The organism is Polaromonas sp. (genome assembly GCF_029945895.1).
Taxonomy (GTDB): Bacteria; Pseudomonadota; Gammaproteobacteria; order Burkholderiales; family Burkholderiaceae_C; genus Polaromonas.
The window spans coordinates 1-22,257 of record NZ_JAQSDL010000104.1 but is presented as its reverse complement, the minus strand read 5'-3'; the positions used below and the strand labels follow the sequence as shown (position 1 = coordinate 22,257).

Annotated in this window: 23 protein-coding genes; 12 read left to right on the top strand and 11 right to left on the bottom strand. The window is 62.3% G+C overall.

Annotation, left to right across the window (positions count from 1 at the left end):
• Positions 1-119 precede the first annotated feature (119 nt).
• Positions 120-323, bottom strand: a complete 204-nt coding sequence (locus tag PSV33_RS15280) for a hypothetical protein (RefSeq protein ID WP_300563087.1) — start codon at positions 321-323, stop codon at positions 120-122.
• 304 nt (positions 324-627) lie between these two features.
• Here PSV33_RS15280 and PSV33_RS15275 point away from each other — a divergent pair, with 304 nt between their 5' ends.
• Positions 628-1,020, top strand: coding sequence for a response regulator transcription factor (locus PSV33_RS15275; protein ID WP_300563086.1), 393 nt, complete (start codon positions 628-630; stop codon positions 1,018-1,020).
• A 180-nt stretch (positions 1,021-1,200) separates the two neighbouring features.
• Here PSV33_RS15275 and PSV33_RS15270 read toward each other — a convergent pair whose 3' ends face one another.
• Positions 1,201-1,614 (bottom strand): VOC family protein, encoded by a 414-nt coding sequence (locus PSV33_RS15270; protein WP_300563085.1) that lies wholly within the window; start codon positions 1,612-1,614, stop codon positions 1,201-1,203.
• Positions 1,615-1,814: 200 nt separating this feature from the next.
• Between PSV33_RS15270 and PSV33_RS15265 the strand changes: the two genes are divergently transcribed.
• Both PSV33_RS15265 and PSV33_RS15260 read left to right on the top strand, forming a co-directional pair.
• Complete coding sequence (locus tag PSV33_RS15265; protein WP_300563084.1) at positions 1,815-2,177, top strand: hypothetical protein; 363 nt, start codon at positions 1,815-1,817, stop codon at positions 2,175-2,177.
• Between the two features lie 452 nt (positions 2,178-2,629).
• On the top strand, positions 2,630-3,439 hold the full coding sequence (locus PSV33_RS15260; protein ID WP_300563083.1) for an HNH endonuclease: 810 nt from the start codon (positions 2,630-2,632) through the stop codon (positions 3,437-3,439).
• A gap of 51 nt (positions 3,440-3,490) precedes the next feature.
• On the opposite strand, the gene PSV33_RS15255 is transcribed toward PSV33_RS15260, so the two are convergent.
• From PSV33_RS15255 to dnaA, 6 genes are all read right to left on the bottom strand, one after another.
• Positions 3,491-4,603: a 3-deoxy-7-phosphoheptulonate synthase gene (locus PSV33_RS15255; RefSeq protein WP_300563082.1), complete on the bottom strand. Its 1,113-nt coding sequence runs from the start codon at positions 4,601-4,603 to the stop codon at positions 3,491-3,493.
• An 84-nt stretch (positions 4,604-4,687) separates the two neighbouring features.
• Complete coding sequence (locus PSV33_RS15250) at positions 4,688-5,299, bottom strand: 3'-5' exonuclease (protein WP_300563080.1); 612 nt, start codon at positions 5,297-5,299, stop codon at positions 4,688-4,690.
• Between the two features lie 68 nt (positions 5,300-5,367).
• Positions 5,368-5,667 (bottom strand): nucleotidyltransferase domain-containing protein, encoded by a 300-nt coding sequence (locus PSV33_RS15245; RefSeq protein WP_300563079.1) that lies wholly within the window; start codon positions 5,665-5,667, stop codon positions 5,368-5,370.
• Between the two features lie 24 nt (positions 5,668-5,691).
• Entirely contained in the window at positions 5,692-8,265 is a 2,574-nt protein-coding gene (gene gyrB, locus PSV33_RS15240) for a DNA topoisomerase (ATP-hydrolyzing) subunit B (RefSeq protein ID WP_300563228.1), read from the bottom strand.
• Between the two features lie 167 nt (positions 8,266-8,432).
• Positions 8,433-9,539: a DNA polymerase III subunit beta gene (gene dnaN / locus PSV33_RS15235; RefSeq protein ID WP_096670883.1), complete on the bottom strand. Its 1,107-nt coding sequence runs from the start codon at positions 9,537-9,539 to the stop codon at positions 8,433-8,435.
• A gap of 269 nt (positions 9,540-9,808) precedes the next feature.
• On the bottom strand, positions 9,809-11,203 hold the full coding sequence (dnaA, locus tag PSV33_RS15230) for a chromosomal replication initiator protein DnaA (protein WP_300563227.1): 1,395 nt from the start codon (positions 11,201-11,203) through the stop codon (positions 9,809-9,811).
• A 427-nt stretch (positions 11,204-11,630) separates the two neighbouring features.
• Here dnaA and rpmH point away from each other — a divergent pair, with 427 nt between their 5' ends.
• The 7 genes from rpmH (at position 11,631) to PSV33_RS15195 (ending at position 17,510) form a co-directional block, all read left to right on the top strand.
• Positions 11,631-11,765, top strand: a complete 135-nt coding sequence (gene rpmH, locus PSV33_RS15225) for a 50S ribosomal protein L34 (protein ID WP_007862708.1) — start codon at positions 11,631-11,633, stop codon at positions 11,763-11,765.
• Positions 11,766-11,810: 45 nt separating this feature from the next.
• Positions 11,811-12,221, top strand: a complete 411-nt coding sequence (locus tag PSV33_RS15220; RefSeq protein WP_300563226.1) for a ribonuclease P protein component — start codon at positions 11,811-11,813, stop codon at positions 12,219-12,221.
• 103 nt (positions 12,222-12,324) lie between these two features.
• Positions 12,325-12,615, top strand: a complete 291-nt coding sequence (gene yidD / locus PSV33_RS15215; RefSeq protein ID WP_300563225.1) for a membrane protein insertion efficiency factor YidD — start codon at positions 12,325-12,327, stop codon at positions 12,613-12,615.
• Positions 12,612-14,339, top strand: a complete 1,728-nt coding sequence (yidC, locus tag PSV33_RS15210) for a membrane protein insertase YidC (protein WP_300563078.1) — start codon at positions 12,612-12,614, stop codon at positions 14,337-14,339. The genes yidD and yidC overlap by 4 nt, the downstream gene beginning before the upstream one ends.
• A 45-nt stretch (positions 14,340-14,384) precedes the next feature.
• Positions 14,385-15,833, top strand: coding sequence for a tRNA uridine-5-carboxymethylaminomethyl(34) synthesis GTPase MnmE (gene mnmE, locus PSV33_RS15205; protein ID WP_300563077.1), 1,449 nt, complete (start codon positions 14,385-14,387; stop codon positions 15,831-15,833).
• Positions 15,834-15,970: 137 nt separating this feature from the next.
• Positions 15,971-16,462 (top strand): Crp/Fnr family transcriptional regulator, encoded by a 492-nt coding sequence (locus tag PSV33_RS15200; protein ID WP_300563076.1) that lies wholly within the window; start codon positions 15,971-15,973, stop codon positions 16,460-16,462.
• A 256-nt stretch (positions 16,463-16,718) separates the two neighbouring features.
• Positions 16,719-17,510 carry a hypothetical protein gene (locus tag PSV33_RS15195; protein WP_300563075.1) on the top strand — a complete coding sequence of 264 codons (792 nt, stop codon included), beginning with the start codon at positions 16,719-16,721 and terminating at the stop codon, positions 17,508-17,510.
• A 79-nt stretch (positions 17,511-17,589) separates the two neighbouring features.
• On the opposite strand, the gene PSV33_RS15190 is transcribed toward PSV33_RS15195, so the two are convergent.
• Genes PSV33_RS15190 through PSV33_RS15180 form a run of 3 tightly spaced genes read right to left on the bottom strand, consistent with a single transcriptional unit; the run spans position 17,590 to position 20,703 of the window.
• Entirely contained in the window at positions 17,590-18,156 is a 567-nt protein-coding gene (locus PSV33_RS15190) for an adenine phosphoribosyltransferase (protein WP_300563074.1), read from the bottom strand.
• Between the two features lie 4 nt (positions 18,157-18,160).
• On the bottom strand, positions 18,161-18,703 hold the full coding sequence (locus tag PSV33_RS15185; protein ID WP_300563073.1) for a histidine phosphatase family protein: 543 nt from the start codon (positions 18,701-18,703) through the stop codon (positions 18,161-18,163).
• Positions 18,704-18,717: 14 nt separating this feature from the next.
• Positions 18,718-20,703, bottom strand: a complete 1,986-nt coding sequence (locus PSV33_RS15180; RefSeq protein ID WP_300563071.1) for a monovalent cation:proton antiporter family protein — start codon at positions 20,701-20,703, stop codon at positions 18,718-18,720.
• A 90-nt stretch (positions 20,704-20,793) separates the two neighbouring features.
• On the opposite strand from PSV33_RS15180, the gene PSV33_RS15175 reads away from it, so the two are divergent.
• Complete coding sequence (locus PSV33_RS15175; RefSeq protein WP_300563070.1) at positions 20,794-21,786, top strand: KpsF/GutQ family sugar-phosphate isomerase; 993 nt, start codon at positions 20,794-20,796, stop codon at positions 21,784-21,786.
• Positions 21,786-22,257: 3-deoxy-D-manno-octulosonate 8-phosphate phosphatase (locus PSV33_RS15170; protein WP_300563069.1), on the top strand; the 472-nt coding region annotated here is incomplete at its 3' end. The genes PSV33_RS15175 and PSV33_RS15170, both read left to right, overlap by 1 nt.

Sequence of the window (22,257 nt, the reverse complement as noted above, 5' to 3'; positions counted from 1 at the left end):
TATGTCACATAACGATTTTCTGCAACTAATGCAGAAACTTTTGCGACTTCATATGCGACTTGGTAGACGACTTGGCAGACGACTTGGCTCTCGTCCCAAGCCGCCCCCAACCCGCCGCCTCAGTGCCCGGTGGTTTTCCCGCGCCGCGCCTGCGACTGGTTGCTGCCGCCCACATGCGCCTCGCGGTCGCTGCGGCTGTCGGGCGTGCGTTTGCCCTGGTTCAGCTGGGTGGCGTCCTGCTCGCCCATCTTGTTGGCGTCGTTCTCCACCTTGCCGGTGTGGCCGGTCTGCTTGTCACGCGGGTTCTGTTTGCTGCTGGGCATGGTGCGCTCCTTGGAATGAAGGGGGAAAGGCCCCAACCGGCCCTGCTGCCGGGCGGGGGCTTGACACCAAGTTACGCCTTTTTCAGCGGCGGGTTCTTGTCTTATGTCATGCCGGCCCGCTTGAAAAGACGCGGCCCGCCCGGCCCCGCCCGCACACCCGCTGACCGCCGGCGCCGCCGGCCTGCAGCGGCGCCGGCCAACGGTTACAGAGGCGGGTCGCATCCTTGTGTAGACTCCTTTGAAGAATTTTCTGTACCCATCCGCCCCTTGCCCGGGCGGCGTCATTTTTTAAACCGGTCCCCTGATGCGCCTGAGAATCTTTCTGGTCGAAGACAGCCCCGTCATCCGCGCCAACCTGTCCGAGTCCCTTGAAGAGCTGGTGGGCGCCCGCGTGGTGGGCGGCGCCAGCACAGAAGACGAGGCCCGGCAATGGCTCATCGACCACCCCAGCGCCTGGGACCTGGCCGTGGTTGACCTGTTTCTGCTGCAAGGCAACGGCCTGAATGTGGTCAAAAGCTGCGGCAACCGCGCCCTGCGGCAAAAAGTGGTGGTACTGACCGGCTACGCCACCCCAGCCATGCGCCAGCGCTGCCTGGCCGCAGGCGCCGACGCCGTCTTCGACAAAGCCACCGAAATCGACGAGTTCACCACCTACGCCATCAACGAGGTGGAAAGGGTGAGCGGCGAAACACGCTGACAGGGCCGGCAACGCTGGCAGCGCGGCCCGCACGCCATGTTGCGGGCGCTGAAGCGGCCCTGGCGCACGGCGGGCCCGCCACCCATTTGCTATGTATTTAATAGCTGCTTGCGCCCGTGGAACAAGGGCTGGCGGCCAATTTGACTATATAAAATGCCGAAACCGCCACAACCCGGGCCCTCAGCCCGCCGCCCCGGCAAAACACATGGCCTCGATCTTGTGGCCGTCCAGGTCGCGCACAAAGGCCGCGTAATACGTGGGCGTGTAATGCGGCCGCAAGCCCGGCGGCCCGTCACACAGCGCACCCAGCGCCAACGCCTGCGCATGAAAGGCATCCACCTCCGCCGGCAAGTTGGCCAGAAAGCAGACGTGTGTGCCATTGCCCGCCGCCGCCCGCCCGCCATCCAGCGGCCGCCCCACCCAGAACTCCGGAAACGCCCGGCCATAAGCCACCGACTCGCCATGCGTCATCACCTGCCTGATCTGCAGCGTGGCCAGCACGGCGTCATAAAACGCCCTGGCGCGCGGGTAGTCGTTGGTACCTATGGAGATGTGGGAGAGGATGCTGGGGGGGAGGTCGGAGGGGCTGGACATGACGCAATCCTGGCGATGAAGATGGCCGAAAAGTTTAACGGTGCGAAAGACCCCTGGCAAGAAAGCCATCTGAATTAGGCCGCTATCTTGCGCGTCGGCGCCTCATTATTCGGCTGCGTACGGGTTGCGTCACCCCAGGCTATGCCCTGGGTTGCAGAACTAACTTGAAGGCCTAAGCTGTATGCACATCGGAGGTGCCCTTGGGAGACTTCAGCCTGTTTGAATACTGTTACCGGGACGCTTCCAATTACAAGTCTTGGGGGACTCTCTTGTTACAAGGGCATGCCTCGAACCTTGATATTGAAGACTTGCAGCGCCACTTCGATTCGGGCTGCTATTTCATTGCAGAACAGTTGCGCATCCCTCCGCTGTATGCCGAGCTATGGGCCTTCAGCGGCGGGCCTTCGATTGATGACCATGTCTGGCACACCTTCCATACATTGCGGCCAGCTACTGCGCAAGATATGGCCGCGCCCCTTTTTGACAGCTTTGAAAACTTACTGCAAAAAGTTAAGGCAGTTCAAGCGTGGGACGAAACTCTATCGCCGCATTGGGGAATCTGAATGCTTCCGCTCACCGTCTTTCACGAAGATGTCTATTACGCGTACTTTCGACCCTTTCGGCATCCGTTGTCGCGCTTCAATATTTGGGGTGGACATGGGCTCGAAACCTTTGGCGGAGATTTGCAAATAGCCATATCCTTCGATCAAAACTTCGTGTGGACCGTGATTGATAGCGGCGAGGGCTCCGATCAATGGATCACACCCGGCCTGCACTATGTAAACCGTGTTTGCTATTTGTTGACAGAAGTGGCCCACGACGGGGCCTCAATAGAATTTCGCACGGAGGGAAGGCCCCGTCCGATGACGCCGAGAGGTCTCACCCGCCGGATGACGACGCTTCGTCGAATCATGCACAGCAATCAAGCCACTCCATAGCAGGCGTATCGAAAATACTTCCTTTGGCTCGGTTCTTTGCTCCTGGCATACTGAACCTTCAAACCGGAGGGAGCACTATGGCCACAGAAGCCACCGCACGCGTGAACTGGACTCGGCCGCAGACATTGGCGGCGCTTCACATCTACTTGCAGCTCCCGTTTGGTCAGTTGCACCAGCGCAATCCCAAAATAAAACAGCTGGCGCAGTGGATTGGCCGCACCCCGGGGTCCATCGCACTCAAATTGGTGAACTTGGCGAGCCTTGATCCGGTCATTGTGGCCAGCGGTCGCAGCGGCATGGGCAACGCGTCGGCCCTCGACAAACAAATCTGGAACGAGTTGCAAGCCAACTGGGATGCTGTAGCGCTCGATGCGGCAGCTGAATACGAGCGCCTCGCCCTGCGCAACGGAGTGCAAGCCGACCAAGAGCTGTTGGAAGAAGCCCCGCCTAGTGAAGAACTCCTGGCACTGGAAGAAGGTAAAACCCGAAGCGCCCTTGTGCAGGTTCGAGTGAACCAAGCGCGCTTTCGCAAAGCCGTGCTTGCCAGCTACAACGCTACGTGCTGCATCAGCGGTCTGCAGCATGAGAAGTTGGTAATCGCAAGCCATATCGTTCCATGGAGCGAAGACACCAAGAACCGCCTCAACCCGCAAAACGGCCTGTGCCTGTCGGCGTTGCACGACCGTGCGTACGACCAAGGTTTGATCACGGTTATGCCCGACTTCAAGGTGCGCGTATCGCCAAAAGTCAAAGCCACCCAAGGCGACAGCTTCATCACCGAAAGTTTGCTGCGATTCGACCAGCAGCCCATCCGTTTCCCAGACCGGTTTGGACCCGCACCCGCGTTTCTGGAATGGCACGCACGCCGTTTCGGCTTCATGGCTTGAACTCTGCCACCTTCAAGTGAAAATCAGATGTACGATTTTCGAGAATGCTCATCAAGATAGATGAAGCTCCCTTGCACGCCGCTCCCTCACCGCCCCCGCCAACCCCTCCAGCACCGGCACCGTCTGCGCCATGCTGATGCAGGCATCGGTCACCGACACGCCAGGCCGTAGCGGCGTGCCGGGCACGATGTCTTGCCGCCCTTCCTGCAGGTGGCTTTCAATCATGAGGCCGGTGATGCGATGGTCGCCGGCGGCCATCTGCTGGGCCACCTCGGCCGCCACGGTGATCTGGCGCTGGTGCTGCTTGCTGCTGTTGGCGTGGCTCACATCAATCATCACCTGCTCGCGCAGGCCGGCGCTTTTAAGCAGCGCGCAGGCAGCGTCTACATCGGCCTTTGAATAGTTGGGTTGTTTGCCGCCGCGCAGGATCACGTGGCAATCCTTGTTGCCGCGGGTTTCAAAAATCGCGGCCTGTCCCATCTTGGTCATGCCCATGAAGGCGTGGTTTGCCTGTGCGGCCTGGATGGCGTCGGTGGCCACCTTGACGCCGCCGTCGGTGCCGTTCTTGAAGCCAACCGGGCAGCTCAGACCCGAGGCCAGCTGGCGGTGGCTGGGGCTTTCGGTGGTGCGCGCGCCAATGGCGCCCCAGCTCACCAGGTCGCTGAGAAACTGGGGGCTCAGCAGGTCCAGAAACTCGGTGCCCACCGGCAGGCCCAGGGCCAGCACGTCCAGCAGCAGGCGCCGCGCCATTTCCAGCCCTTCGTTGATGGCAAAGCTGCCATCCAGGTGCGGGTCGTTGATGTAACCTTTCCAGCCCACGGTGGTGCGCGGCTTTTCAAAGTACACGCGCATCACCACCAGCAGCTCACCGGCCAGCGCATCGGCCTGCACCTTCAGCTGGCGGGCGTAGTCCATGGCCTGGTCATGGTCGTGAATGGAGCAGGGGCCCACCACCACAATCAACCGGTCGTCAGCGCCATGCAGCACGCGCGAAATCGCCGCGCGGCTGCGCTCCACCAGGCTCAGGCTGGCATCGGGCACCGGCAGCCACTCCTGCAGCAAGGCGGGCGTGATCAGCGGGCGCACCGCGCCTATGCGGGTGTCGTCAATGCGGGTGGTGTCGTGGGTAGACAGTGGCGTGGCGGGGTGGGTGTGGGTGGTCATAGGGCAGATTATGGGTGTTTTATGGCGCCAGCCCTTGGTGGACGGGCGCAAGCAGCTAGCTTTTTAATAGCAAACCAGAGGCTCTCAGCCCGTGGCGTACTTCGCCATCAACGCAGCAACGGCGGGCTTCGCGCAGCGCTGCAGGGTCATCAGCAAGGCGTGGTCGGGCCTGCCAACGCGGTGGCGGGTGCGCAGGTCGTGCTGAATCTGGCCCAGCAACGATGCTGCCATTTCTGCATCAGCCAGCGCCCGGTGGGCCCGCCCGGCGCGGGGCAGGTGGTGGTAGTCCACCAGCACGCCAAGCTTGTGGCTGGGGGCCTGGGGGTACAGCCGGCGCGCAACCAGCAGGGTGCAGGCAAAGGGCTGCGCCGCGGCCGCGCCGGCCCGTGCCAGCTCGGCCTGCCAGAACTTGCGGTCAAACGCCGCGTTGTGCGCCACCATGGGCGCGTTGCCCACAAATCGGCTGGCCTCGCGCATGACGCTGGCGGCATCGGGCGCAGCGGCCACCATGGCGTTGCTGATGCCGGTCAGGCTGGTGATGAAGGCGGGAATGTGCACACCCGCATTCATCAGGCTCTGGAAGCGGTCCACCACGCAGCCGTTTTCAAGCAACACGATGGCCACCTCGGTGGCACGGTCGCCCATGGCGGGCGACAGGCCGGTGGTTTCAAAGTCGATGACGGCGATGCGCGTCATGAGAATGCAGTATCGAAAGCCACGAACCTAAAGCATATCGACCAGATGTGCCGGCGTGCGATCAATCGTCATTCAAAAACGGGTCGCAATTGCGGCTCAATGGCCATGCGCCGGTAGGCATTGCGGAGAATGGACGGGAAAGCCAGATCAATTTTTCGCCCGTCAAACGCGGCAGACAGCTCATCTTGCATGTCCACCAAGGCAAAGCCGCTGGGGGCCTCTCCCGGAATAAACTCCACCAGCAAATCCACATCACTCTCCGCGCGCTCCTGGTCCATTGCTGCTGACCCAAACATGCTCATCTTCCGGACGTGATAACGCCTGCAGATCTCGGCAATCTGTGAGCGTTGGGCTGGAGCGATGTTCATGCTGCAAATTATGCGCTGAGCACTCTAGACGTCAATATTCGCAGCCCGCAGCGCATTCGTTTCAATGAACTCGCGGCGCGGCTCCACGTCGTCGCCCATCAGCATGGTGAACACGTGATCGGCTTCAATCGCGTCGTCGATCTGCACACGCAGCAGGCGGCGCACAGTCGGGTCCATGGTGGTTTCCCACAGCTGGGCCGGGTTCATCTCGCCCAGGCCCTTGTAGCGCTGGCGCGCGGTGGCGCCTTCGGCCTGCAAGATCAGCCAGGCCATGGCGTCGCGGAAGGTCTCGACTTTTTCTTCCTTCTGGCGTTCACCCTCGCCGCGCGTCACCTTGGCGCCTTCTCCCATCAGGCCTTTGAAGGTGACGGCAGCTTCCACCAGTGCGGCGTAGTCGGCGCCGTGCACAAAGTCCTGCGTCAGCACGCTGCTCTTGACGTTGCCATGGTGTCGGCGGCTGATGCGCAAAATGGGTTTGTCGCTGCGGGTGTCAAACTCGCCGGCCACTTCAGCAGTGGGCAACTGGGCCTGCAGCTCGGCGGCTGAACGCTCGGCGTCTTCCACCGTGTCCAGGTTCAGGGCCACTCCGTCGGCGATGGCTTTCAGCGCTTCGGCGTCCATGTAGCCGCGCAGGCGGGCAATGACGGACTCGGCCAGCTGGTGCTTGCGCGCCAGTTCGGCCAGCGTGTCGCCGGTCAGCAGTGTGCCCTGACCGTTGGCGGGGTCGGCGCCGGTCAGCACAGCGGCGTCTTTCAGCGCAATTTTCAGCAGAAAACTGTCGAGGGCCGGGCCGTCTTTCAGGTACTGCTCTTCCTTGCCCGACTTGACCTTGTACAGCGGTGGCTGCGCAATGTAGATGTGGCCGCGCTCAACCAGCTCGGGCATCTGGCGGTAAAAGAAGGTCAGCAGCAAGGTGCGGATGTGCGCGCCGTCAACGTCGGCGTCGGTCATGATGATGATGCGGTGATAACGCAGCTTGGCAACGTTGAAGTCGTCATTGCCGGTGGTACCGCCAGCCTTGCCGATGCCGGTGCCCAGCGCGGTGATGAGCGTCAAAATCTCATTGCTGGTCAACAACTTTTCATAACGCGCTTTTTCCACGTTCAGGATCTTGCCGCGCAGCGGCAGGATTGCCTGAAACTTGCGGTCACGGCCCTGCTTGGCAGAGCCACCGGCGGAGTCACCCTCGACGATGTAGATTTCGCACAGCGCCGGGTCTTTCTCCTGGCAATCAGCCAGCTTGCCGGGCAGGCCCATGCCGTCAAGCACGCCCTTGCGGCGCGTCATGTCGCGCGCCTTGCGCGCGGCCTCGCGAGCGCGGGCGGCTTCAATGATCTTGCCGACGATGATCTTGGCGTCGTTGGGCCGCTCCTGCAGGTAGTCGTGCAGCAGTTTGCTGACGATGTCTTCCACCGGACCGCGCACCTCGGAGCTGACCAGCTTGTCCTTGGTCTGGCTGGAGAACTTGGGCTCGGGCACCTTGACACTCAGCACACAGGTCAGGCCTTCGCGCATGTCATCGCCAGTGACTTCAACCTTGGCCTTTTTTGCGATTTCGCTGTCGTCGATGTATTTGTTGATCACGCGTGTCATCGCGGCGCGCAGGCCGGTCAGGTGGGTGCCGCCGTCACGCTGGGGGATGTTGTTGGTGAAACACAGCACCTGCTCGTTGTAGCCGCTGTTCCACTGCATGGCGACTTCAACACCGATGTTGGTGTTCTGGTCGCTCTGGCGGTCACCCATGGCGTGGAACACGTTGGGGTGCAGGACGGTCTTGCCCTTGTTGATGAAGTTCACAAAACCCGTCACGCCGCCGGCGCCGGCAAAGTCGTCTTCCTTGCCGCTGCGCTCGTCTTTCAGGCGGATCTTCACGCCGTTGTTCAGAAAGCTCAGTTCGCGCAGGCGCTTGCTCAGAATTTCGTAATGAAAGTCGTTGTTCTGCTGGAAGATGTCGGTGTCGGGCAAAAAGTGCACCTCGGTCCCGCGCTTGTCGGTGTCACCCAGCACCTGCATCGGCGACACGTCCACACCGCCGACCTGCTCAATGATGCGGTTCTGCACAAAGCCCTTGGAAAACTCCATCACATGGACTTTGCCTTCGCGGCGAATCGTCAGGCGCAGCATCTTGGACAACGCGTTCACGCAGCTCACGCCCACGCCGTGCAGGCCGCCCGAGACCTTGTAGCTGTTCTGGTTGAACTTGCCGCCGGCATGCAGCTCGGTCAGCGCGATCTCGGCCGCCGAGCGCTTGGGCTCGTGCTTGTCGTCCATCTTGATGCCGGTCGGAATGCCGCGGCCGTTGTCCACCACGCTGATGGAGTTGTCCAGGTGGATGGTGACCATGATGTCGTCGCAATGGCCGGCCAGCGATTCGTCGATGGAGTTGTCAACCACCTCGAACACCAGGTGGTGCAGGCCGGTGCCGTCAGACGTGTCGCCAATGTACATGCCGGGCCGCTTGCGCACGGCCTCCAGGCCTTCCAGGATCTGGATCGAGCCTTCGCCATACCCCTCAGACGCACCGGCCTGGTTGGAGTCGATCTTGGGCTGAAAATTGGAGCTTCCCTCACCGCCTTCACCGGAATGAACGCCCTCCATCTCTCGGCCTGCATGGTCAGGAGTGGCTTCGTTGGGTTTGTTTTCTTCGGTCATAACTAACTTTTACCTTCGGTGAAACGACGTTTTCACAATCTCTTGAATGACCAAACCCGCTTTGGCTAGCGGGTTCGGTGGGGCGGCGGTTTGTTTTTTTCTGCTGGTGCAGCTCAAATTCGCATCGGCATCACAACGTACTTGAAGGCCGCGTTGTCGGGAATGGTCAACAGCGCCGAGCTGTTCGAATCAGCCAGCTCGATCTTCACCATGTCCTGGTCCATGTTGGCCAGCGCGTCGATCAGGTAGGTCACGTTGAAGCCGATCTCGATGGCGTCGCCGCCGTAGTCGATGTCGAGCTCGTCCACCGCTTCTTCCTGCTCGGCATTGTTGGACGCCACACGCAGGGTGCCGGGCTCGATGTTCAGGCGCACGCCCTTGAACTTCTCGCTGGTCAAAATGGCGGTGCGCTGCAGCGAGGCCAGCAGCGGCACACGGCCCAGGGTGATGATGTTCTTGTGGTTCTTGGGGATCACGCGGTTGTAGTCGGGGAACTTGCCCTCAACCAGCTTGGTGACGAACTCCATGCCTTCGAAAGAGAACTTGGCCTGGTTTCCGGCAAACTGCATCTCGATCGCGCCTTCCTTGTCGCTGAGCAGGCGCTGCATCTCGAGCACCGTTTTGCGCGGCAGGATCACTTCCTGGCGCGGCACTTCGACGTCCAGCGTGGCCGACGAAAACGCCAGACGGTGGCCGTCGGTGGCCACCAGGCTGAGTTGCTTGCCCTCGGCCACGAACAGGATGCCGTTGAGGTAATAACGGATGTCATGGACCGCCATGGCAAACGAGACCTGGTTCAGCAGCTCTTTCAGCACCTTTTGCGGTACCGAAAAACTCGGGCCGAAGTTGGCGGCTTCCTGCACCAGCGGGAAGTCTTCAGCAGGCAGGGTCTGCAACGTGAAGCGGCTCTTGCCACCCTTGAGGATCAGCTTGTTCTGCGCCGACTCCAGCGACACGGTCTGGTCGCTCGGCATGGAGCGCAGGATGTCGATGAGCTTGCGTGCACCCACCGTGGTCGTGAAGTTGCCCGTGTCGCCGTCCAGCTCGGCCGTCGTGCGGATCTGGATTTCCAGGTCGCTGGTCGTCAGCTGCAGCTGTGAACCTGTCTTGCGGATCAGCACGTTGGCCAGAATCGGCAGCGTATGCCGACGCTCGACAATGCCCGCGACCGATTGCAGAACCGACAAAACTTTATCCTGGGTGGCTTTGAGAACGATCACTGTCTTAACCTCTTATTTCTTTAATTCAAATTAGTAGTAGTAGATAAGGGAAGCCGGTTTCTGTGGACAGCCCTATTTTCTTCTTTTTGATCAACTACTTGGCGCTTGTTTAACCTTGTGGTCAGCCCACTCCCTGCCCTGCTGCTTGATATGAACAACTTCCGGAAATCCACTTCTCCTGTGGATAAGTCATCAGTTGTTCAAAAGTTGTCCCCACGGTTGTCAGGCAAGCCTGAAACCGGTGGGAAATGGCTGAAAAAGTATTCAATTCAGCCTTTCAGGGTTTGTTCCAGCACATGTAATTGCTGGTTGAGTTCGGTCATCTGCTGGCGCTCGGCAGCCATCTTGCGCACGGCGTGCAGCACGGTGGTGTGGTCGCGCCCGCCAAACAGCTCGCCGATCTCGGGCAGGCTCTTCTGGGTCAGTTCCTTGGCCAGGTACATGGCAATCTGGCGCGGCCGGGCAATGCTGGCCGGCCGCTTCTTTGAATACATGTCGGCGACCTTGATCTTGTAATAGTCGGCCACGGTTTTCTGGATGTTCTCGACCGAGATCTGGCGGTTCTGGATCGATAACAGGTCGCGCAGCGCTTCCCGCGCCAGCTGGATCGAGATTTCCTTGAGGTTGAAGCGCGAGTAGGCAAGGATCTTGCGCAGCGCGCCTTCCAGCTCGCGCACGTTGGAGCGCACGTTCTTGGCCACAAAAAACGCAACTTCCTCGGGCATGACCGTGCCTTCGGCCTCGGCCTTGCGGATCAGGATGGCCACGCGCATCTCAAGCTCGGGCGGCTCGATGGCGACCGTCAGCCCGGAGTCAAAACGGGAGATCAGGCGCTCATGGATGTCAGTCAGGCCCTTGGGATAGGTGTCGCTGGTCATCACGATGTGCGACTTCTTGGTCAGCAGCGCCTCAAAGGCGTTGAAGAACTCCTCCTGGGTGCGGTCCTTGTTGGCGAGGAACTGCACGTCGTCGATCAGCAGCAGATCCAGCGAGTGGTAACGCTCCTTGAACTCGTCAAAAGTCTTGCGCTGGTAGGCTTTAACCACATCCGAGACAAACTGCTCGGCATGGATGTAGAGAACTTTGGCCGCGGGGTTGTCGACCATCAGCTTGTTGCCGATGGCGTGCATCAGGTGGGTCTTGCCCAGACCAACCCCGCCATAAATGAACAGCGGGTTGTAAAGCTGGCCCAGACTGCTTGCCACATGCATGGCGGCGGCCCGGCCCATGCGGTTGGCGGTTCCTTCGATCAGGGTGTCGAAGGTCAGCGCGGTGTTGAGCCGGCTTTTGAACGGCGCGCCGGCAACGTCTTCGGCAACGCCCAGCCCCACGGGTTCGGTAACCCCATTGCCTTCAAAGCTGCGTGTCAGAGGTGCAGATCGGACGCCCGGTTCACGCTGAGCGAGCGCTAACTCCAGATGAATGCTGTGACCGGAAACTTTTTCAAGAAGCGCAGAAATACGGCCCGCGTATTGCGCCCGTATCCAGTCCAGCTTGAAGCGGTTGGCAACTTGAATCGTGACTTTGGAAAGGTCGCCGGCGACCTCGGCGACCAGCGGGCGGATCCAGGTGTTGAACTGCTGCTCGGGCAGTTCCTGGGCCAGATGGTCCACGCAACTTTGCCACAAGTCCTGGCTCGAACTGTGAACGGCTCCCTCACGCATGGCGTCCGGGGGCTGGGGAGTCGCATTGGCCAGCATGCTCTTGCTTGTGGATATTATTAATTTTTGGCACCCGTTATTGTAGTCGGATGGCCAAGTTATCCACATAAAAAGGACTTCGGGTTTTAACCTAGTCCACGCCGGCCGGGCGCGGTGGGGTGCTGCTGCCAGCGCCGTCAGGGGCATCTCAGCATTTACCGGCAATGCGGCCCCTAACTTGTTGCCAGCGCTGGGAAATCTGCGATAATCGCGGGTTTCCCTGATTCATAGCGGGTCGGCGCGCCGTGGCGAGGCTTGTTTTCAAGCGATCTTCATGCATTGCGGACCCTGCTGACTTGCAGAGTTGGTTGTGTTGTACAGCCGCCAGGATCGAATCGCAGAATTTTCAGATTCTGCACAAGGGAGCTTTTTGTAGCTTGTAGGACCCATCATGAAACGCACATACCAACCTTCCAAAGTCAAGCGCGCCCGTACGCACGGTTTCCTGACCCGCATGAAAACCCGTGGCGGCCGCGCAGTGATTGCCGCCCGTCGCGCCAAAGGCCGCAAGCGCTTGGCTGTATAAGCTCCGGGTCCAGCAGGCCGATTGCTTCGCGGACGCTTGGCGCTAGTGCAGCGGCTTAAAACCCGACCCCAGTTCCAGGCAGTCCTTGCTGGCGCCATTGTTGCAAGAACAACGCATTTCGCATTGCACCGCAATGCGCTCGATGCCATGAACGCGCAGACCGTGCCCAGCAAGACCCATGACACGCCGGACCTGTTTCCTGTTCAGGATGTCTGGGTTGGGGCGATGGTGCCTAAACGCTGGGCCAAACGGGCCGTCACCCGCAACGCCATCAAAAGACAGATCTACACCGTGAGTGCTGATTTCTCACCTCGCCTGTCCCGTTCCGGGTGGGTGATCCGTTTGCGTCGTGACTTTTCCCGCAAGGAATTTGTCAGCGCCAGCTCGGAGGCGCTCAAGCAGGCCGTGCGCAGTGAAGTGCAGGCCTTGATGCAAACCGGGGCGGAAGCCGCATGAGCCGCCCGGCCGTTCCGAAGGCGAATACCGTAGCCCGCAGGGCGAAGGTTAGCCAATGAGCGCGCTGTACACGCTTGGCCGCGCGGCGGCAACGGTCAGCCGTTTGCCGCAGAAAACACTGGTGGCACTGGTCAAGGGCTATCGCCTCCTGCTCAGCCCCTGGCTGGGATCATCGTGCCGGTTTGAGCCCACCTGTTCAGCGTATTCCCTGCAGGCCTTGCAGCAGCAAGGCGCCGCACGCGGCAGTTATTTGACCCTTTACCGACTGGTGCGTTGCCACCCCTGGTGCAACGGCGGTTACGATCCGGTGCCGCCGCCTTCCGGCCGTCCTTCCCTTTTCACCCGTCTGGTCACGCCCGTGACTTCGATCCCCTCTAAAAAGAAGCCGTCATGAACGACATTCGCCGTACCATTTTGTGGGTGATATTTGGTTTTTCCATGGTCCTGCTGTGGGACCAGTGGCAGCTTTTCAATGGCCACAAGGCCACCTTTTTCCCGTCGCCCGCCCCCGCCGTGAGTACCACAGCACCGGCGGCCAAGCCGGCCAGCGCTGCCAGCGTGCCTGCCGGTCCGGTCGGCGGCAGCGCCGTCCCGGCCCCGGTGGCCGGTGCCACGGCGGCCGCGACACCTGGCGCGCTGCCTGCCACGACACCGTCGGCCACCAAGGAGCGCCTGGTTGTCAACACCGATGTCCTGAGCCTGACCTTCGACACCGAAGGCGGCACGCTGGTCCACTCCTCCTTCCTCAAGCACAAGGACATGGTGGACAAGTCCTCCGGCTTTGTGCTGCTTGATGAAAGTGCGGCGCGCGTGTACGTGGCGCAGTCCGGACTGATTGCCGGAGCCGAGGGCGGCAGTTTCCCGACCCACAAGACGCTGATGACCGCCGTCCCCGGCGAGCGCACGCTCAAGGACGGCCAGGACACGCTGGAAATCAAGTTCGAGTCGGCCGAGGTGGGTGGCGTCAAGCTGGTCAAGACCTACACGCTCAAGCGCGGTGTTTATGACATGACTGTTCGTCACGACGTGATCAACACGGGCAGCAGCGCGGCCTCGCCGCAGCTCTACCTGCAACTGGTGCGCGACGGCAACAAGCCGCCCGGAGAGTCCTCGTTTTATTCCACCTTCACCGGTCCGGCGCTGTATACCGAAGCCAAGAAATACCAGAAGGTCGAATTCAAGGACATCGAGAACAACAAGGTCGACGTTGAAAAACACGCCAGCAATGGATACGTGGCCATGGTGCAGCACTATTTTGCGTCGGCGTGGATGCTGGCTGACGGCGTCCAGCGCGACATTTTCCTGCGCAAGGTCGACACCAACCTGTATGCGGTCGGCATGATCACGCCGCTGGGCGCTGTGGCGCCCGGCACCACCAAAACGGTGGAGGCCCGGTTTTTTGTGGGCCCCCAGATTGAAAAGCAGCTCGAAGCCATCACGCCTGGCCTGGAGCTGGTCAAGGACTATGGCTGGCTGACGATTCTGGCCAAACCGCTGTACTGGCTGCTCGACAAGTTGCACAGCTTCCTGCAGAACTGGGGCTGGTCCATTGTGGCGCTGGTGCTGTTGCTGAAGATCGCGTTTTACTGGCTCAATGCCAAGGCCTACGCCAGCATGGCCAAGATGAAATCGGTCAATCCCAAGATCATGGAGATGCGTGAACGCCTGAAGGACAAGCCGCAGGAAATGCAGGTCGCCATGATGAAGATCTACAAGGAAGAAAAGGTCAACCCCATGGGTGGCTGCTTCCCGATCATGATCCAGATTCCGGTGTTCATTGCGCTGTACTGGGTGTTGCTCAGCTCGGTCGAGATGCGCAACGCCCCCTGGATCCTGTGGATCAAGGACTTGTCCTCGCCGGATCCCTACTTCATCCTGCCGATCGTGATGACCCTCACCACCATGTTGCAGACGGCCCTGAACCCGACGCCGCCCGATCCTATGCAGGCCAAGCTGATGTGGTTCATGCCGCTGATTTTCAGCGTGATGTTCTTCTTCTTCCCGGCCGGCCTGGTGCTCTACTGGATCACCAACAACGTGCTGTCGATCGCGCAGCAGTGGGTGATCAACACCCGCATGGGTGTGCCGCCGCAGTTCAATCTGCCGAAATTCAGATAAGCTGAAAAAAAGGGCCGCTTCGCGGCCCTTTAACATGGTGCCCCCATGCTTGCCCGTCACCACGATCCCATCGCAGCGATAGCCACCGCCCCCGGACGCGGGGCGGTGGGCATTGTGCGGCTCTCGGGCAAGAACCTTGCGCCTGTCCTCGCGGCCCTGTGCGGCCGCACTTTGCAGCCACGCCACGCGACTTACCTGCCTTTTCTGGATACACGTGGGCAGGTTATCGACCAAGGGCTGGCGATTTTTTTCCCGGCACCGCATTCCTACACCGGCGAAGATGTGCTCGAACTGCAGGCGCATGGCGGGCCGGTGGTGCTGCAGCTGCTGCTGGCACGTTGCCTGGAGGCGGCGGCAGAACATGATGCCGTCACGGGCCAGCCGCGGCTCGCCGGCCTGCGCCTGGCGGAGCCCGGCGAGTTCACCGAACGCGCCTTCCTGAACGACAAGATCGACCTGGCGCAGGCCGAGGCCATTGCCGACCTGATTGACGCCAGTACCGAGACCGCTGCCCGATCGGCGGCCCGCTCGCTGTCCGGGGAGTTTTCCAGAGAGGTGCGTGTGCTGCTCGACCAGCTGGTGCACCTGCGCATGCTGGTGGAGGCCACCCTCGATTTCCCCGAGGAAGACATTGATTTTCTGCAGAAGGCCGATGCCCAGGGGCAGCTGACCCGCCTGCAGCAGACGCTGGCCACGGTGCTGCAGCGTACGCAGCAGGGCGCCATCCTGCGGGAGGGGATCAAGGTCGTCATTGCCGGCCAGCCCAACGCCGGCAAGAGCTCGCTGCTCAATGCGCTGGCGGGTGCCGAGCTGGCCATCGTCACGCCGGTGGCCGGCACCACGCGGGACAAGGTCAGCGAGCTGATCCAGATCGACGGGGTGCCCCTGCATGTGGTGGATACCGCCGGCCTGCGCGACAGTTTGCTGCCCGAAGTCGACGAGGTCGAAAAAATCGGCATTGAGCGCGCCTGGACGGAAATCCAGAGCGCAGATGCGGTGCTGTTCCTGCACGACCTGACGCGCCAGCACACGCCAGAGGACCTCCGCATTGCCATGAACTACCTCGCGGCGGACGCAGAAATCGCGGCCGCCATTGCCGACCGGCTGCCTGCCAACACGCCGGTGATTGATGTCTGGAACAAGTCCGACATGGCCGGTGCCGACGTGCTGGCAGCAGTTTCTGGCGGCGTGCTCATTTCCGCCAAGACCGGCGCCGGCTTGCAGCAACTGCGCCAGCAGTTGCTGCAGGTGGTGGGCTGGCAGGCCGCGCCCGAAGGCGTGTTCATGGCCCGTGAGCGCCATGTGCGGGCGCTTCGCCGGGTCGAGACCCAACTCGCGCGGGCTGCCGCCCAACTGCACGCAACGGCGCCTGCGCTGGATCTGCTGGCGGAAGACCTGCGCCAGGCCCAGAACGCCCTGGGTGACATCACCGGACAGTTCACGACCGACGACCTGCTCGGCGAGATCTTCTCGAAATTCTGCATCGGCAAATAATTCACTGACGGCAGGTGCCTTGCCTTTGCTGCCCGTGGCGCCGCGAAGACAGGATGTGGCTTGCCGGTGTATCAGGTGTAAAGGGGCGTTAACGTCTCTTGCGGCAAGGCACCGGCGAAGGGTATCTTCCGTCCATCATGAACGCTCCACTCCCGACTTCAGTCCGCTTTGACATCCAGGGGCTGGTCAATGCCATGGCGCACAGCCATGCCAGCGACGCCTTGCGCTGCCAGCTCACCGCTCAGCAGTGGGAGGTTCTGGCCGGCTACATGCAGCCTTTCGCTTTGCAAGCGGGGCAGTCGCTGATCGAGCAGGGTTCTGCGGACCAGACCCTGTATTTTGTCGAGAGCGGAACGCTGAGCGTTCACTACCAGGACGAGAAGGGCCGCGTACGGCTGGCCATGGTGGCAGCGGGCTCGCTGGTGGGTGAAGGTGCTTTTTTCTCGCGCCTGCCGCGTAACGCCACCGTGCAGGCGTCCAACGCCTGCCAACTCTGGTGCCTCACGGCGATTCGTTTCAAGGAGCTGTCGAACCGGAACAGCCCGATCGCGCTGGAGTTGTGTCTGGGCATGGGCGGGGTGTTGGCCAAGCGGCTGTACAACCGTCCCAAGCGTGTAGCGGTCACCTGAGGGCGCTGGGTCGTGGCCAGTGGTGGCGCCACCACAAAAGCGGGCGCACAGAAGACCCCGGCGGTGCATTCAGGTGGCCATAGCGTGATTTATTGCAGGGATAGGCGCCAGGACGTATGAGCGGTACCTTCCGGCCGCCCGGCGCGGGCTGTCTTGACAAGAGGACTCAGTAAACTAGACCCATGAAAGTTGCAGGCCCCCTGCAACACCACCCCGATCGCTGCTTGCGCAGCCATCATTTTGCAGGCGCCAGGCGATGTCATTTTTCAGTTGGTTTTCCGGTACCTCCAGCAACGAACGGCATGTCTCCCGCAAGGCGCGGCCCGATGTCGACAGTTCGGGTCTGACGCGCGACGAGCGTACCCGACCGGTAGCGGGCGCGCGACCCAGGGCTTCGGTGCCCACACCCCTTAAAACCGGCGAACACGGGGGCGAGCAGAAATCCCAGCGGCACGCCAAGAGGGAGTTGCTGTATGCCGCCGTGCGCGAGGCCATGATCCGCGCCGGCGTCCTGTCGGCCAGCTACAAATTCAAGGTGTTGTCGCTGGACCCGCGCGGTGACCAGTTCATGGTCATGATGGACCTGGCGCAGGAGTTCGGCGGCCAGACCGATCGACTGGCGGAAATCGAGGTGATGATCGCCCAGAGCGCCAAGTCGCGTTACAACATCCGCGTGACGGCCGTCTACTGGCGCATGAACGAGCTGGTCGCAATCGGCCGCCCCCAGCCCAGCGCCCAGGGGGCCAGGTCCCACAGCGCGCCCGCCGCGGCGGCCGTTGCTGTTGTTGCCGCCGCCGAGACGGCGGTCGCGGCTCCGGTCGCTTCGCGTTATGAACCCATCCAGGCCGACGAAGTGGCCGCCTTCAAGCAGGCCCTGGCCGCCGCGTCCGCCAGCGGCGGAGCAGCGCCGGTGGCGGCAAAAGGCGTGACCACCCGCAGCGGCCCGCATTCCTACACCCTGCTCACCGGTTTTGAAGACACCGAGATGCCGGAGTCCCCCGCCTCGGTGCCGGCGCTCAGCGCCACGCAGTACGGCGATCTGCTGTAGGAAACATTCAATACTTTCGTGCTTCAGCCCTTGCTGGATAAGCGCGAACAGCTATTGAAATGATAGTATCCAGCCGGCCTCAGTGACCGGCGAAGTCCACCAGGGTGAACAGCGGCAGACCGGCCCCACGCAGTTTGGCGGAGCCGCCCAGCTCCGGCAGGTCCACAATGGCAGCGCCTTCGGTGACGCGGGCGCCCAGTTTCTCCAGCAGCTTTTTCCCGGCCATCATGGTGCCGCCGGTGGCGATGAGGTCGTCGATCAGCAGCACTTTGTCCCCTGTCTTGACCGCGTCAGTGTGCAGTTCGACAGTAGCGCTGCCGTACTCCAGTTCATAGGTTTCCTGCACGGTGGTGAAAGGCAGTTTGCCTTTTTTGCGGATCGGCACAAAACCGATGTTGAGCTCGTAAGCCACGACCGCGCCCAGAATGAAGCCGCGGGCATCCAGCCCGGCCACCACATCGGGGCGCAGTGCCGGATCCATGTAGCGGTGCACAAAGGCGTCAATCAGCACACGGAACACTTTCGGGTCCTGCAGCAGCGGCGTGATGTCGCGAAACTGGACACCGGGTGTCGGCCAGTCGGGCACGGTACGGATGTGGCTGCGGAGATAGGGGCCGAAATCGAATGCGTCGCGGTTGGAGGGCATGGGTCTAGCCAAAAGTGCTGCGGGCCACCATTTTGCCTCTTGCATCGACCACCAGGCCCTCTCCCATCGTCATGCCTTCACCGGTCAGCGCTGTCATGTTGACCTGGTGGGTGACCCAGACCTCGAATTGGCCCGCCGGGACGCGGCCCAGTGCAGCGCGCAATTGAGCGGTCTGGGTTTCCCTGCCGCCGGACCCGAAAAACGAATTGAGCGCCGGCCAGACCTGGTGGTTGCCGAATGCCAGGTCGGCCGTGTCCTTGCAGCGGCACCAGGCGCTGGACCGGACCGCGCGGGGTTGCAGGCTGCGGGACGTGAACCACTGGCCGATACGCCCAGCCTGCAGGCGCCCTTCATCGCTGAGGTTGCGCTGCGTGCTGCACTGGTCAAGGCGAAAGTCCGGCGGGTCGCCGATGCCGGGCACGGTCTGCGCATGGCGCAGCAACACCACGCAGGCGCCGGCGCGAAGGCGGGCGGCGAGCGGGTCGGTTTGCGCGCCCGCCATCCAGGGGGTGGCCAGCAGTACGCTGGTGAAAAGTCGTCGGTCCATCAACATGGGAGCGTTCAGCCGCGTAAAAGTTTCTGCTCGGCCAGCGCCAGGGCTTCGGAGTTGCCCGACAGAACCAGCGTGTCGCCGCCTTCGAGCAGTGTGTTGTCCAGCGCTTCCAGGGTCTTGCCGCCGCCCCGGCGCAGGCTGACCACGCGCACACCCGTCGCGTGCAGGGCAAACTCGCTCAATGGCCGACCGGCCGACTTGATGCCCAGCGGCAGCGTGACGGTGGCCAGGCGTTCCTGTTCCAGGTCGCCGGTCGTGTCGTCGTCAGCACCGCGGAAGTAGCCGCGTAGCAGGTTGTAGCGCGCATCGCGCTGGTCCTGCACCACGCGGATCACGCGGCGCATGGGCACGCCCACCAGTGCCAGGGCATGGCTGGCCAGCATCAGGCTGGCTTCGATGGCTTCGGGCACCACCTCGGTGGCGCCAGCGGCCTGCAGTTTTTCCAGGTCGCGGTCGTCCACCGTGCGCACAATCACGGGCACGGTGGGCGCATGGGCACGGATGTTGGCCAGCACCTTGAGCGCACTGGCGGTGTCCAGGTAAGTCACCACCACGGCGCTGGCGCGCGCCAGTCCGGCCGCCATCAGTGACTGCAGCCGCACGGCGTCGCCGAACACCACCGAATCGCCGGCGGCGGCCGCCTGGCGCACCCGGTCCGGGTCCAGGTCCAGCGCGATGTAGGGAATGCCTTCTCGCTCCAGCATGTGGCCCAGGTTCTGGCCGCAGCGACCGTAGCCGCAGACGATCACGTGCCGGTCGGTGTTGATGGACTTGCGCGCAATCGTGGTCATCTGCAGCGACTGCTGCAGCCATTCGCTGGAGACCAGCTTCATCACGATGCGGTTGCTGTACATGATGATGAAAGGCGTGGCCAGCATCGACAGCACCATGCTGGCCAGGATGGGGTTGAGCAGCGATGGGGGAACCAGGTTGTTGCCCTGCGCCAGCGTCAGCAGCACAAAGCCGAACTCGCCGGCCTGCGCCAGGTACAGGCCGGTGCGCAGCGAGACGCCGGTGGTGGCGCCCAGGGCGCGCGCCAGCGCCGTGATCATGACCAGCTTGAACAGCACCGGCACGGTCAGCAGCAGCAGCACCAGCGGCCAGCGCTCAAGCACCAGGCGCCAGTCCAGCATCATGCCGATGCTGATGAAAAACAACCCGAGCAGCACATCGTGGAAGGGCCGGATGTCGGTTTCCACCTGGTGCTTGAATTCGGTCTCCGAGATCAACATGCCCGCGATGAACGCGCCGAGTGCCAAGCTCAATCCGGCCAGCTCGGTGAGCCAGGCCAGCGCCAGCGTGACCAGCAGCAGGTTCAGCACAAAAAGCTCGTCGCTTTTGCGCCTGGCCACCAGCGTGAGCCACCAGCGCATGACGCGCTGCCCGCCAGTCAGCAGCAGGCCGACCAGCACCGTTGCCTTGAGCCCGGCAATGGCCAGCGCCATCAGCAGCTTGTCGGGGGAGGCGCCCAGCGCGGGGATCAGCACCAGCAGCGGCACCACGGCCAGATCCTGGAACAGCAGCACGCCCATCACGCGTTTGCCGTGTTCCGAGTCGAGCTCGAGCCGCTCGGACAGCAGTTTGACCACCACGGCGGTGCTGCTCATGGCCACGGCGCCGGAGAGCGCCAGCGCCGTCTGCCACGGCATCTTCCAGAGCGTGGGTGCCAGCGACGCCAGGAACAGGGAGCCGACCGTGGCCAGCACGATTGTTGACACGACCTGGAGCATGCCCAGGCCGAAGACGTGACGCCGCATGGAGCGCAGCTTGGGCAGATTGAACTCCAGCCCGATCACGAACATCAGGAAAACCACGCCGAATTCGCCGAGGTGACGCACGCCATCGGAGTTTTTCGCCAGCGCCAGCGCGTTCGGGCCAATCACCACCCCGACCGCCAGGTAGCCCAGCATGGGCGGCAACTTGAAGAAGCGGCAGGTGACCACGCCCAGCACAGCAGCCAGCAAGTACAGCAGTGTGAGTTCGAGCGCGGTCATGCTTTGATGGTAGCCGATGGGTGTTTTCTTACGCGGGTAGCCAGCGGACACGACAGGCCCCGATCCGGTGCGGCTCTATAGAATGCAGGCATGAGCTTTGACCCCGCGAAATTCGACCCTGCGCAAGCGCTGGCACTCGCCCACAGAACCTTTGATATTGAAGCCGCCGCCGTGCTCGGGCTGAAGACCCGGGTCGGCCCCGAGTTCGCACACGCTGTTCAGGTCATGCTGGCTTGCAAGGGCCGGGTCGTGGTGATGGGCATGGGCAAAAGTGGCCACATCGGCCGGAAAATTTCTGCCACCCTGGCCTCAACCGGCACGCCGGCGATGTTTGTGCATCCGGCCGAGGCCAGTCATGGTGACCTCGGCATGGTGGCACCGGGTGATGTGGTTCTGGCGATCTCCTACTCGGGAGAGGTGGATGAACTGGCGGCCATCCTGCCGGCCCTGAAGCGGATCGACGTCACGTTGCTGGCCATGACTGGCCGGGCGGACTCGACGCTCGCCCAGCATGCCGACATCGTCCTGAGCAGCGCGGTTGACCTGGAGGCCTGTCCGCTCAATCTTGCGCCCACAGCCAGCACCACGGCGCAGTTGGCGCTCGGTGATGCGTTGGCGGTGGCCCTGCTCGATGCGCGCGGTTTCAGGGAAGAAGATTTTGCCCGTTCCCATCCCGGCGGCGCGCTGGGGCGCAAGCTGCTGACGCATATCGACGATGTGATGCGAACCGGCGAGGCGGTGCCGGCGGTCGGCCTGCAGGCCGGTTTTACGGAACTGATGCGCGAGATGAGCAACAAGGGCCTGGGTGCTTCGGCCATCGTTGATGATGCGCGCCGGGTGCGCGGCATTTTCACCGACGGTGATTTGCGCCGGCTGATTGAAAAAGGGGTGGATTTGCGGACCAGCAAGGCCGCCGATGTCATGCATCCCGACCCGCGCACCCTGCGCGCCGGCGCCCTGGCTGTGGAAGCCGTGGCGCTGATGGAGCAGTACCGCATCACCAGCGTGCTGGTGGTGGACGACGCGGGTGTCTTGTGCGGCGCCCTCAACAGCAACGACTTGCTGCGTGCGAAGGTGATCTGATGGGGTCCGTGCCGGCCTTGAACTTCACGGCTGAACTGCTGCTGCGCGCGCAGACGATCAAGGTGGCGTTTTTCGATGTCGATGGCGTGCTGACCGACGGGGGGCTTTATTTCGGCGAATACCCGGAAGGCGACCCCCGGGCGACGCCGCAGGTCGGCTTCAATGCCGCGGGCGAGACCCTCAAGCGCTTCAATTCGCTCGACGGCCATGGCCTGAAATTGCTCCAGCGCGCCGGCATCACCCCGGCGGTGATCACCGGGCGCGACAGCGTGGTGCTGCGGACCCGCTTGCAGGCCCTCGGCATCGTACACGCCCATTTCGGAACCGAAAACAAGCGACCGGCCGCCGAGATCACCCTGAAAGAGCTGGGACTGGACTGGTCACAAGCCGCGTTCATGGGCGACGACTGGCCCGATCTGCCGGTGATGCGCCGCGTTGCCTTCAGCTGCGCACCCGCCAACGCGCATGTGG